Source organism: Seonamhaeicola sp. S2-3 (assembly GCF_001971785.1).
GTDB lineage: Bacteria > Bacteroidota > Bacteroidia > Flavobacteriales > Flavobacteriaceae > Seonamhaeicola.
The window spans coordinates 305,097-318,433 of sequence record NZ_CP019389.1 but is presented as its reverse complement, the minus strand read 5'-3'; the positions used below and the strand labels follow the sequence as shown (position 1 = coordinate 318,433).

13 protein-coding genes are annotated in these 13,337 nt (G+C 29.8%); all 13 read left to right on the top strand.

Annotated elements, in window-relative coordinates:
• The first annotated feature begins 58 nt into the window (after window positions 1-58).
• Window positions 59-1,294, top strand: a complete 1,236-nt coding sequence (locus BWZ22_RS01540; protein ID WP_076697577.1) for a glycosyltransferase — start codon at window positions 59-61, stop codon at window positions 1,292-1,294.
• Entirely contained in the window at window positions 1,287-2,294 is a 1,008-nt protein-coding gene (locus BWZ22_RS01535; RefSeq protein ID WP_076697576.1) for a glycosyltransferase, read from the top strand. Before BWZ22_RS01540 ends, BWZ22_RS01535 begins: the two co-directional genes overlap by 8 nt.
• 2 nt (window positions 2,295-2,296) lie before the next feature.
• On the top strand, window positions 2,297-3,238 hold the full coding sequence (locus BWZ22_RS01530) for a glycosyltransferase family 2 protein (RefSeq protein ID WP_076697575.1): 942 nt from the start codon (window positions 2,297-2,299) through the stop codon (window positions 3,236-3,238).
• Window positions 3,235-4,341, top strand: coding sequence for a non-hydrolyzing UDP-N-acetylglucosamine 2-epimerase (gene wecB, locus BWZ22_RS01525; RefSeq protein WP_076697574.1), 1,107 nt, complete (start codon window positions 3,235-3,237; stop codon window positions 4,339-4,341). The genes BWZ22_RS01530 and wecB overlap by 4 nt, the downstream gene beginning before the upstream one ends.
• Window positions 4,341-5,588: a hypothetical protein gene (locus tag BWZ22_RS01520; protein ID WP_076697573.1), complete on the top strand. Its 1,248-nt coding sequence runs from the start codon at window positions 4,341-4,343 to the stop codon at window positions 5,586-5,588. The genes wecB and BWZ22_RS01520 overlap by 1 nt, the downstream gene beginning before the upstream one ends.
• Before the next feature lie 14 nt (window positions 5,589-5,602).
• A complete protein-coding gene (locus tag BWZ22_RS01515) occupies window positions 5,603-6,613 on the top strand; it encodes a glycosyltransferase family A protein (RefSeq protein ID WP_076697571.1) in 1,011 nt (336 codons plus the stop codon).
• Complete coding sequence (locus BWZ22_RS01510; protein WP_083692147.1) at window positions 6,610-7,497, top strand: glycosyltransferase family 2 protein; 888 nt, start codon at window positions 6,610-6,612, stop codon at window positions 7,495-7,497. The genes BWZ22_RS01515 and BWZ22_RS01510 overlap by 4 nt, the downstream gene beginning before the upstream one ends.
• A gap of 17 nt (window positions 7,498-7,514) precedes the next feature.
• Window positions 7,515-8,567, top strand: a complete 1,053-nt coding sequence (locus BWZ22_RS01505; protein ID WP_076697570.1) for an acyltransferase — start codon at window positions 7,515-7,517, stop codon at window positions 8,565-8,567.
• Between the two features lie 203 nt (window positions 8,568-8,770).
• Entirely contained in the window at window positions 8,771-9,772 is a 1,002-nt protein-coding gene (locus BWZ22_RS01500) for an N-acetylneuraminate synthase family protein (RefSeq protein WP_076697569.1), read from the top strand.
• Window positions 9,769-10,929: a UDP-N-acetylglucosamine 2-epimerase gene (neuC, locus tag BWZ22_RS01495; protein ID WP_076697568.1), complete on the top strand. Its 1,161-nt coding sequence runs from the start codon at window positions 9,769-9,771 to the stop codon at window positions 10,927-10,929. The genes BWZ22_RS01500 and neuC overlap by 4 nt, the downstream gene beginning before the upstream one ends.
• Entirely contained in the window at window positions 10,929-11,249 is a 321-nt protein-coding gene (locus BWZ22_RS17035) for a cytidylyltransferase domain-containing protein (protein ID WP_371326811.1), read from the top strand. The genes neuC and BWZ22_RS17035 overlap by 1 nt, the downstream gene beginning before the upstream one ends.
• Window positions 11,250-11,338: 89 nt before the next feature.
• Window positions 11,339-11,626 carry a hypothetical protein gene (locus BWZ22_RS17030; RefSeq protein WP_371326810.1) on the top strand — a complete coding sequence of 96 codons (288 nt, stop codon included), beginning with the start codon at window positions 11,339-11,341 and terminating at the stop codon, window positions 11,624-11,626.
• Window position 11,627: 1 nt separating this feature from the next.
• Complete coding sequence (gene asnB / locus BWZ22_RS01485; RefSeq protein WP_076697566.1) at window positions 11,628-13,337, top strand: asparagine synthase (glutamine-hydrolyzing); 1,710 nt, start codon at window positions 11,628-11,630, stop codon at window positions 13,335-13,337.

The following is a 13,337-nucleotide window of genomic DNA, read 5'->3' as shown; positions in this document are numbered from 1 at the left end:
CGTTTATAAAATTTGTATTTCCTACCAAAAGAATAATTTTATTTAACTGAACATTTAAGTGAAAAGCATTATTTTTAAAATACCTGAGTTTCCTCATCTGTCAGAAACTTTTATTGTTGCTCAAATAGAAACAGCTATAACATTAGGTTATGATGTACAGATTTTAACAAGAAGATTGATTGAAACCGAAACTTCTAAAATTCCATCAAGAATTCTTAAATATGGTTTGTTAGATAAGGTTATTGTAGAAAACTATAAAATTCCGAAGAACAAAGTATTAAGATTGTTAAAATGGGTATTTCTAATTGTTGAGAATTTTAAATCTATAAAAGCCATTTTTAAATATCATAGTGAGTTTTCAAAGTTTAGTTTAACTTGGTTGTATCAACTACATTTTTACAAACAATTTAATACAGCTCATGCTATACATGTACAATATGGTACTAATGTAAACCCATTAGATGTTCTTAAAAAAGTTGGTTTTTTAAAACCTTCGTTAATTGTTACATTTCATGGGCACGATGTGTTTTTCCCTATAAGTGGATATATTCACAATAATGGTTATTATGATAACTTGTTTGGTTTTGGCAACCTCATTACAGCTAATACGCCTTATTTGGGAGATAAGATTTTAAAATTGGGTTGTCCTAATGAACTTTTAAAACTAATTCCAGTAGGAGTAGATACAGATTTCTTTTATCCTATTACTTCTACACAAAATAGAAAGGATGTACTAAGGTTAATAACTGTTGGTCGTTTAGAAGAAGTTAAAGGACATAAATATTGTATAGAGGTAGTTAAAACTTTGGTAAAGCAAGGGAATAAAGTTGAGCTTACAATTATAGGTGAAGGCTCAGAAAGATTAAATTTACAAGCTATAATAAAAGAATACCAGTTAGAAAAGCATGTCAATTTATTAGGAGCTAAGTCTCAAGAAGAAGTAAGAAGTGAATTATGTAAACACGATGTTTATTTATTACTTAGTGTTATCTCATTTAATGGGTTACGAGAATCTCAAGGTTTAGCAACGTTAGAGGCACAAGCATGCGGGCTTCCTGTAATTGTTTTTGATTCCGGGGGAGTTAAATATACACTAAAGGAAAATCACACAGGTTTTATTTGCAATGAATATGATACGGAAGAAGTATCTTTGAAAGTAAAAGAATTTATTATTAATCCTGCAAAATTAAATGCAATGAGTGATAATGCAATAGAATTTGTAAAAAACAATTTTTCACAAAAGGTTCTTAATGAAAAATGGAGAACTATTTATCAAGAATTAAATAATGGATAGAAACAAATTGGTCTCAATTATTCTTCCCGTTTATAATGGAGAAAAATTTTTAGCTACATCTATTAAAAGTTGCTTAAATCAAACTTATAAAAACATTGAACTCATAATTGTTAATGATTGTTCTACAGATAATTCTCTTGAAATTATTAATGGTTTTTCTAAGTTAGATAATAGAATTAAGGTTATAAATAACCAAAAAAATTTAAAACTTCCAGCAAGCCTCAATGTTGGTCATGAAATTGCAAAAGGAGATTTTATAACTTGGACGAGTGATGATAATTTTTATGAACCAATAGCTATAGAAGAATTGGTGAAAACCTTAAAAGTTAAAGACTCAGACATTGCATATAGTAATGTTTATATGATTAATAATGATGGCCAAAGACTAAGGGAAGTTAATTTTCTTAGTATTGAAAATTTAATTTTTGGTAATCATATAGGTTCCTGTTTTCTTTACAAAAAGTCTGTTTACAAGAACAATAGAGGGTATAATGAAAATTTGTTTTTAGTTGAAGATTATGATTTTTGGTTAAGAGCATTAGTGCATAGTAAGTATACACATGTAAATAAACTACTTTACAATTATAGAAAACATGAAAATAGTTTAACAAATCAAATTCATGTAGATACAGAAAAGTTTAATTTATATAGAGAAAATCTAAAAACAATGTATGCTAATTTTTGGGAGTTGATTTGTAGTAAAGAAAATACATTTATCACAGAATTTTGTCTTAAGGTATTAACACATCAAAAAATAAATTTTAAAACCGTTGTTTTAAATCATAAGTCTATTAATGCAGTACAAGAAGATCTTATGAAAAATTCTAATTTTTCTAGCATTAGTGAGTTAAAAAGAGTTTTTTTAAGGCAATTAATAATTTTAATTGTCAATCAAAAAGATGGTTCAAACTTATCAAAAATATTGTTCGTTTTCAGAAAGTATTTTTTTGTTTTAGATATGCCTTCTTTTAAAACACTAGTTAAGTACTCTATAAGATAAAAATGGAAGAAAAAGTAAGTATCATAATGGCCACATATAATAGAGCTCATTTTATTGTAGAAACCTTACAATCTATACAAGCGCAAACGTATACCCATTGGGAATGTTTAATTATTGATGATGGTGGTTCTGATAATACCGAAGCGGTAATTACACCTATATTAAAACAAGATACCAGGTTTAAATTTTTTAAAAGACCCCATACCTATTTAAAAGGTTTGCCTGGGTGTAGAAATTATGGTTTAGATATAGCAACTGGAGATTACATTATATTTTTTGATGATGATGATATTGTACACCCACAAAATTTAGAGCTATGCGTCTTAGAACTTTTACAAAATAATGTGTTTTTTTGTAGATACAAACGTTCTGTTTTTTCAGGAGATTTTAATTATGATTTTGATTTATCAAAAGAATATGAAACCTTCTACATAAAAAAATCAGATGTAAGCAAGTTAATTACTAATGAACTTCCTTTTAATTCATGTGCAGTCATGTGGAAAAAAGCGTGTTTTAACAATTGTAGGTTTAATGAACGTTTAATGTATGCTGAAGAATGGGAATTGTATTCTAAAATTTTAAGTGAAGGTTTTGAAGGGGTTTCTATTGAAAAAGAATTATTTTATGGTAGGAAGCATCAAAGTTCCAATACAGGAGAGTTTTATCAAGGAAACTCAGTTAGAGTAAATTCTAAAAAGGAGGCTATAAAATTGGTTATTTCTAATTTATACAACAAAGGATTGCTTACGCCTTATTTATTTAAATACTTAATGAATTTAGCTATCTCATTTAGGGATTTTAAACTAATAAAAACTATTATTAAGGAAACAAACCCCAATATAAAATTTAGGGTGTTTTATCAGTTAAAGTATGTTTTGTACCCTATTTGGAAAAAAATATTTAGATTTAAAAAACAACTTCTTAACTCAAAAAAACAAAATTGAAATTACTCATCTGTTTTGGTACACGTCCTGAAGCTATAAAAATGGCTCCCGTTTGTTTAGAGTTGGCTAAACAAAACATACCGTTTAAACTCTGTGTTACAGCACAACATAGAGAAATGCTTGATCAGGTATTGCATTTTTTTAGCTTAACACCTGATTTCGATTTAAATATTATGCAGCCAAACCAGAGTTTAAATGTATTAAGTTCTAAGATATTGTTAGAAATGGACGCTATTTTTAAAAAGGAGTCTTTTGATATGGTTTTGGTACATGGCGATACCACTACATCAGCATTGGTAGCATTGGCTGCTTTTCATTGTCATATTAAGGTGGCTCATATTGAAGCAGGTTTGCGTACTTACAACAAGCAATCACCATTTCCAGAGGAATTAAACAGGCAACTCACAGGGCGAATTTCAGATTATCATTTTGCACCAACACAACAAGCAAAAAATAATCTTTTAAATGAGGGTGTTAACGAAAATAAGGTTGTGGTTACTGGTAACAGCGTTATAGATGCTTTAAAAATTACTTTAGAAAAAATTAAACATGGCTATACCAATACTTTTATTGAAAATTTAAAATCTAACATAAATTTTAAAAATAACATTATTTTAGTAACAGGGCATAGAAGGGAAAGTTTTGGTGTAGGGTTTGAAAATGTTTGTGAGGCTATTCTAGAAATATCAAAACAAAAAGGCGTTGAAATTGTTTATCCGGTGCATTTAAACCCCAATGTGCAAGGTGTAGTTTATGAAAAATTATCGAATGTTGAAAATATTCATTTAATACCTCCTTTAAATTATCCATCGTTTGTTTGGTTAATGAGTCAATCTAATTTAATTATATCAGATTCGGGAGGTATTCAAGAAGAAGCCCCTTCATTAAATATCCCTGTTTTAGTAACACGAAACACTACCGAACGTGAAGAAGGTATAAAGGCTCAATGTTCTTTTTTAGTAGGAACAGATACTAAAAAAATTATAGACACAGTAAAACAAATAATGGGGAAATCAAAGACTAAAAAACTATCTAACCCTTACGGTAGTGGCGATGCAGCCATTAAAATAGTTAATTATATTAAAAATAACCTTTTTGATTAATGGCTTCTAAAATACTAGTTGTAGTAGATTCTATAGATGTTAATGATAGCAGCGGTTCTAAAGCCAATGTGGGTTTAATTAAAAACTTAGCTAACATTGGTTATAAGGTTACTGTACTGCATTATACAAGAAAAGTTGTTGAAATAGAAGGGGTTGATTGTATTTTAATACAAGAAAAAAAACATACTATATTCTATTTTTTAAGTAGAGGACAACGGGTAATACAAAGGCATTTAAAAATTAACTTAGCAAGGTATTTAGAGCGTGTTTTTGGTTTTTCATTTACATTTTTTAATGATGTAAGCAGTATTAAAGCAGCTATTAAAAAAAATGAAGTATCAGCATTTGACTTAATTTTAACACTTAGTAAAGGCGCAAGTTTTAGACCGCATTATGCTTTAAATAAAATGCCAGAATTACACAATAAGTGGTTAGCTTATATACATGATCCTTATCCTTTTTCTTGCTACCCACAACCATACTATTTTAAAGAACCAGGATATAAAATAAAAGAAAAGTTTTTTAAAGAAGTCACAACAAATGCTAAACATACTGTGTTTCCTAGTTTATTGTTAAAAGATTGGATGGGGCAATTTTTTGATAGCTGTATTAAAAATGGTGTTGTTATGGCACACCAACAATTTGAACTAGACACAACAGATATAGAGCTTCCAGACTTTCTAGATAGTAAAAAGTTTAATTTACTACATGCAGGAGGTCTTTTAAACGCACGTAATCCAGAAGGTCTTTTAAAAGGTTTATTAGCCTTCTTTAAAAAGCACCATCAATATAGAGATGATGTTAGGTTAATTTTTATTGGTAATACTACGCGTTTTTCAAAAATGTTAAGTGATTATAATAAGGAACTACCAGAATTAATTGTTATAGACAAAACTGTTTCTTTCAATTCTGTTTATGCCATTCAAAAGTTAGTATCGGTTAACGTTATTCTTGAAACTAAATCAGAGATTAGTCCTTTTTTACCTGGTAAATTTCCACACTGTGTAACAGCGAATAAAAAGATTATCTCTTTATCTCCTTCTAAAAGTGAAGTAAGGCGTCTTTTAGGTGAAGATTATCCATATGTAGCCGAAATAGATGATGAAAATAAGATTGCTAAGATTATTGAAGACTTGTACTTTTTATGGAAGAAGAACCCAGACAATCTTTTGTTAAATAGAGAGGATTTAGACTATTATCTTTCAGAGAAGTATTTAAAAGAAGTTATTGATAATTTAGATAACTAAACTAATTTTGTTTAATGAATAAATTAGCAGTTATACTACCCACTTATAATTCAGTACATTTTCTTAAAGAATCTATTGAAGCCATATTAAATCAAACCTTTAAAGAATTTGATTTATATGTAATTGATGATTGTTCAACAGATAATACAGAACAGTTTGTTGAAGGTTTTGGTGATAATAGAATTAAATATTTAAAAAATTCTCAAAACCTTGGTCTTGCATCAACTTTAAATAAAGGATTAAAACTACTAGTAAATAAATATGAATACATAGCTAGAATGGATGCGGATGATTGGTGTTTTGCAAATAGATTTGAAAAACAAGTTTCTTTTCTAGAAGCAAATAGTAATATAGTTTTATGCGGAACACAGGGATATTGGCTTAAGGATATTAATAACTTGAACAGTTCTTCTTGGACTTACCCTACAGATAACATGGAGATTAAATATAATTTACTTTTTACGGCATGTTTTGGGCACTCATCTGTGATTTTTAGAACTGCTTTTCTAAGAGATATTAAATTATGGTATGACGAAAGTATTGCCACTTGTGAAGATTGGGATTTATGGACGAGAATAGTTAAAAAAGGAGAAGTAGCTAACTTACCTGAATTTTTAATGAAGTATAGAATATTTGAAGGAAGTAATCATAGAGCCCAAGAAAATAGAAAAAAGCATTTAAGAGAAAGGTCTAAAGTAATAGCCAATTATTGGGGGAGTTTTAATATCTCGTGTGATGCCAACTTTATTTATGACACATATTATAATACTAATAAAGTTACAAAAGAGGTATTTAAGAAAAACATATCTAAGCTTATTGATATGTTTAATAAATTACATATTTGCGCTTCTAGAGATTTAAATAAAGAAGCTTTATGTACTCTTGAATATAGATTTTTAAGAAGTATATTAAGAAGCTGGTTAAATTCAGGAATATCAAAGAGTTCGTTGAGTGTTTGGTTTTTAATTCTTAAAAAGGTAGAGTTCTCTAATAAAGTTAAGGTGATAAAAAGTATTATTAAATGATTGAAACTTCTGTCTTAATAGTTTCTAAGAATAGAAAATTAGAATTGGAAAAAACTATTTCTATTCTAGAGGGGTATATTGATAAAGAAAAACATGAGCTACTAGTGTTCTTGGATGGTTGCACAGATAATTCAATTGTTCTTAAGCAAAATTTTCCTTGGGTTTTATGGGAAGAGTCTAGTAAAAGTGTTGGAGCTTCAAGAGCTAGAAATATATTGTACAAACAAGCCAGAGGAGAAATATTAATTGGTCTAGATGATGATGCTCACCCATTAGATGAAAATTTTATAGATAAGGTTAAACAAGTTTTTAAAGCATATGAAAATATTGGAGTTATTGCATTCAATGAAATAAGAGGTGTTTTTGAATCTGATGAAAAAGCTTTAAAACATAACTTAGAAAAAAATGAATATTTATGTAGTGAATTTGTGGGTTGTGGATTTGCTATAAAAAAAAATGTATATCAATCTACAAACGGTTTTCCTGTTTGGATGGATATTTATGGAGAGGAGGCGTGTGTTTCAATAGAAGTTATTAATAATGGCTATGATATTTTATATACAAGTGCCATTTCTGTTAACCACAGATTAGATAAAAATGTGAGAAAAAAACAAGGAAATAATTACTTTAGGTTTGGTAGACAGTTAAGAAATTCGGGTTTTTATTTTTTAGTTTATTATAGATATCCTATCAAAAGTATTTTAAAGCTTTTTGCTAGAAATTTCATGAAATATGCAATTTTAGATTTCAATTATTTTATAACCTACATTACAACTGTTTTTATTTTTTTAACTAGATTTCCAAAGATTTGGTTGTGCCACAGACAGTCAGTTGCAAATAAAACATTAATAAAGAAGAGGAGACTTCCTTTACCAGGGAAATGATTTGAGTTTTTGCTAGTATGAAAAAGAAAAGAATCGAAGTTTTAGATGGCTTTAGAGCTATTGCCATTTTAATGGTAATGTTCTTTCATTTTTTTTCTAGATGGGCTAATTTATACCCTTATTCAGATTCGTATGATTATTTTTGGTTTGGTAGATTTGGTGTACACTTTTTTTTTATTATTAGTGGTTTCGTAATCTTTTATTCTCTTAATAACACTAATTCCTTTAAAACTTTTTGGAAAAATAGATTAATTAGATTGCTTCCTTCAATGGTCATAGCAACACTAATAACTTTTATTTTTGTATTGCTTGTTGATACTACCAAGATATTTCCTCATGCTCATTTAGTAAAAAATATTTTTGCAAGTATAACTTTTGTACAACCAGAATTACTATCCACTTTGTGCAACAGAAAAATTGAATTTGACTATATAAACGGAAGTTACTGGAGTTTATGGCACGAAATACAGTTTTACTTTTTTATTAGTTCTTTGTATTTCTTTTTCAAAAAAAATTTTTTGAAGGTGTTTTTTATAACATCTATTTTATTAACTTTTTTTGGGTTTTATATAACTTATCTAGATTCTACAGAAACATTTTTTTTAAAAAAACTTAAAGCAATATTAGGGATGTTTAACCTAACTAAATCATTACCTCTATTTTGTTATGGTGTTTTTTATTATCTATTATATAAAGGAGAGTTTAAAAAATATATACTAGTTTGCGTATTAGTAATGTTCTTTTTGCAATGTTCTTTATTTTGGCATGATAAAGTAAGAATCCTATCAATGTTTATATTTCATATTTTATTTTTATTATCAATTTATAGAAGTCATTATTTAAGCTGGTTAAAAAGTCCAATTCTTATAAAAATAGGAGGCGCATCTTATTTTTTATATTTAATACATGAAGTAATAGGAGTGGTGCTAATTACCAAGTATGGTAATTTTGGGTATAAAGCGTTGTTGTTTGTTCTTTTTCTAACAATACTATTAGTTGGTTTAAGTATTTTATACACTCAAAAGGTTGAGATTAAACTAGGAAAGTATTTAAAGAAAAAAATTAGTTAGTTGTTATAGTGTTAAAAAAAGAGTGTTTTTTATAAAAATTTGGAACATTAAATTGTTAACACATTTTATATCTCTTAAAAACTTTTATCTAAATGTTTTAATAACAAAAGTTCTAGTTAATCACAGGATGTGTTATTTTTATCTTTTGGTTTAAAGAAATTATAATTTATTTTTTAAAGCTAATTTTTGACAAAAGAATTTGAATGCAGGTAAAATTAATAGCAGAAATAGGGCAAGCCCATAATGGGAGTTTACAAAAAGCCCATGACTATATTGAGGCCATAGCCACAACAGGTGTTGATGCTATTAAGTTTCAAACCCATATAGCGGCGGCAGAGAGTAGTATTTACGAGCCATTTAGAGTGAAATTTACAGATGAATATGCCACTAGATTTGACTATTGGAAAGCCATGGAATTTACGCTTAAAGAGTGGCAAGGGTTAAAAGCACATTGTGATGATGTAGGCTTAGAGTTTATGAGCTCGCCTTTTAGTAATGCTGCTGTAGATTTATTAGAAGCAGTAGGGGTTACTTGTTACAAAATAGGTTCAGGAGAGGTTAATAATTTTTTGTTACTAGAAAAAATAGCACAAACCGGAAAGCCCGTTATTTTGTCATCTGGCATGAGCTCTTATCAGGAATTAGATGAAACTGTTGCATTTTTAAAATCAAAACAGGTAAGGTTTGCTATATTGCAATGTACTACGGCTTACCCAACACAACCAGAAGCCTATGGTTTAAATGTGATACAAGCATTAAAAACAAGGTATAATGTACCTGTTGGATTTTCAGATCATTCGGCAAAAATAGAAACTAGTATTGCAGCTGTTGCTTTAGGGGCAGACATTTTAGAGTTTCATGCTGTTTTTAGTAAAGATGATTTTGGGCCTGATGTGAGCTCTTCATTAACAATAGAAGCGATAAAGGTATTAACCCAATCTGTTAGAACTATTGAAAAAGCACAAAATAATCCTGTTAATAAATCTGATAATACTAAATTTACAGAGCTTAAGAGCATTTTTGAAAAATCATTGTCTATTAATAAAGATTTAAAAGCAGGACATATGATTCAATTTGAGGATTTGGAAGCCAAAAAACCAGCCAATAAAGGTATAAGAGCTTCTAAATTTAAAGCAGTGATAGGTAAGGCATTGGTGCGTGATATGAAGCAGTGGGATTTTTTAACACAAGAAGATATTACATGAGTAAAAGAAAAATATGCGTAGTTATTACCGCAAGACCATCGTATAGTAGGATAAAAACCGCTTTAGCAGCCATAAAACAGCATCCTAAATTACAATTACAGCTTGTTGTGGCGGGGTCTGCACTGTTAGATAGGTACGGAAATGCCGTAGATTATATAGAAAACGATGGTTTTAAAATAGATGCTAAGGTTTTTATGGTGTTAGAAGGTGAAAACAAAACCTCTATGGCTAAAACAACGGGCTTGGGGGTTATGGAATTAGCCAATACTTTTTATAATTTAAAACCAGACGCGGTGGTAACTATTGCCGATAGATTTGAAACTTTAGCAACCTCTATAGCGGCTTCGTATCAAAATATCCCTTTAATACATATTCAAGGTGGTGAGGTTACGGGTAATATAGATGAAAAAGTACGTCATGCCAATACCAAATTAGCAGATATACATTTAGTAGCCTCTGAAGATGCTAAAGCTAGGGTAATAAAAATGGGAGAGGATGCCCAATATGTTTTTAATACGGGTTGTCCGTCAATAGATATAGCTTATAAAGTAAAGAAATCGCCAGAGTTAAATTTCAATCCTATTGAAAAGTATGGTGGTGTAGGGAATGATATAAACTGGCAAACGGGTTATATAGTGGTTATGCAACATCCTGTAACCACAGAATATACAAAGGCCAAAGAAAATGTATTGTCAACTTTACGGGTGGTTCATAAATTGGGCATACCTGCATTTTGGTTTTGGCCTAATGTTGATGCAGGTGCCGATGGTACATCAAATGGTATTAGGCTATACAGAGAAATTTATAAGCCAGAGAATATTCGTTTTTTTAAAAATATGATTCCTGAAGATTTTCTTAGATTACTAATAAATAGTCAATGTTTAGTAGGAAACTCTAGTGTAGGCATTAGAGAGTGTGCTTATTTAGGGGTGCCTGTTGTTAATATAGGAACGCGCCAACAAGGAAGAACACGTGGTGTTAATGTTTTAGATGTGTCTTATAATGAAGGTGATATTGAATTAGCTATTAAAAATAGAATGGCGCAAAAATCTCTAATACCAAGTGACTCAATTTATGGTAATGGCAATTCAGGAGAAAAAATAGCCAACATTTTAGCAGATGTAGCATTACGTTTTCATAAAACCATATCGTATTAATGAAGATATTAGGACTTATACCAGCACGTGGCGGTTCCAAATCTATTCCAGGAAAGAATATTAAAAAGCTAAAAGGCAAGCCCTTGTTGCAATATACCGTTGAAGCTGCTAAAAACTCTAAAAAATTAGCTCATTTAATTTTAAGTTCTGATGATGATGACATTATTCATGTAGCTAAAGAGTTAAGCTTGGAGGTGCCTTTTGTAAGGCCAAAACACTTAGCGGAAGATGCATCACCAACTTTGGGGTTATTCAGCATGCTTTACAATTTTATAAAGCACAAAACATATTTTTTGATGCTGTTTGCCTACTGCAAGTAACCAGTCCGTTTAAAACAGGAGCTTTTATAGATGAAGCTATTGATACATTTGAGAAGTCTGATTGTGATGCCTTAGTATCGGTTCAAAGCGTGCCAGATGCATACAATCCGCATTGGACTTTTAAAGAAAATAATGAAGGTTACTTAGAATTAGCAACAGGTGATAAAACAATAATTTCTAGACGTCAGGACTTGCCCAAAGTTTATCATAGAGATGGGCTTATTTACATTACAAAAACCGAGGTGTTATTAGAACAACATTCACTTTATGGTACTAAGTTGGCTTATATAAAATCACCTTTAGACTATACTATAAATATTGATACTCTAGATGATTGGAAACAAGCGGAGCTGTTTTTAAATTCTAAAAATACATAGCATGTGTGGTATTGTTGGAGTTATAGGAGAAGATTATTATCAATATCGAATAGATGATATGCTGAGGTCTCAGCATCACCGAGGTCCGGATTTTACAGGTACTTATTTTGACAGTGGATTTGCTGCATTAGGACATAATAGATTGTCTATTATAGATTTAACATCTAATGCTAATCAGCCATTTCAAGATGCATCAGGAAGGTTTACCATTGTTTTTAATGGCGAAATTTATAATTATTTAGAGCTTAAAGATAGGTTAAAAGATGATTATAACTTTCAAACATCATCAGATACCGAAGTATTATTGGCTGTTTTTATCAAACACGGAAAAGCATGTTTAAACATGTTAAATGGTATGTTCTCGTTTGCTATTTGGGATTGTTTAAAAAAAGAGCTTTTTGCAGCAAGAGACCGTTTTGGTATTAAACCATTTTATTATACTAAGCATAATAAAATCTTAGTTTTTTCTAGTGAAATTAAAGCCATACATAAAGCAGGTATTAAAAAAAATCCAAATGAACAGGTATGGTCTGGTTATTTTGTTAATGGTAGTTATGGCTTGCCTAATGAAACTTTTTGGGAATGTATCCATCAATTACCTGCGGGACATTTTTTAGAATATGCTCATGGTATTTTAAAAATTGAACAATGGTATGATTTTGTAAAAGCAGTACACCATCAACCCAAAATAAAAGATTACCAAGAGGCGAAAGCTGTTTATTTAAAGCTGTTAATTGATAGTGTAAACCTTAGGTTTAGAGCCGATGTGCCTATTGGTTTTAATGTTAGCGGCGGGTTAGATAGTTCTGCACTTTTAGCCTTGGCCAATATTTCTCAAAGTGATATTTCTAAAATACAAGCGTTTACGTTTTATACCAATAATAAAAATTATGATGAATTACCATGGGTAGAACAAATTATAGCCGCTTATAAAAATCCTTTAAATAAAGTTTTGTTACAGCCTCATGAAGTAATGACATTATCAGAAGAAATTTCAGATATTCAAGATGAACCTTTTGGCGGCTTACCTACATTGGCCTATTCTAAATTATTTGCTTCGGCATCAAATAAAGGTGTTAAGGTGTTGTTAGATGGTCAGGGAATGGATGAGCAGTTAGCTGGTTATGATTATTATAGAAACGTTTCAAATGCTACCATACAAGGGGTTTCAAAAAGTCCGTTTAGAGCCAATATGCTACATAAATCATTTGTAGAACTTTCTAAAGGCAATACATATCCTAAACCTTTTAATTCATTAGAAAAAAACCTTCAATATAGAGATTTGTTTTACACAAAAATACCTAGAGCTTTACGTTTTAATGATAGAGTTTCTATGGCTTATTCAACCGAGTTAAGGGTTCCTTTTTTAGATTATAGATTGGTAGAATTTGCTTTTTCGTTACCTAAAGAATTCAAACTTAAAAACAATCAAGGAAAACAGCTTTTAAGAGATGTTATTTCAAAATATATAGATAGTAACGTTACTTATACTCCTAAGCGACCTTTACAAACACCACAACGTGAATGGTTGGGTGATGATTTAAAGGAGTTTGTTCAAGAGCGTATTAATAGTATTAAATCTTCAGAATACAAACACTGGTTTAATGAAAAAGCATTAGATTTAGAGTGGCATAGGTATTTAGCAGGTGATAATCAATCTAGTTTTCATATTTGGCAGTTGGTTAACTTCTCATTGTTAATAGTTTCATAG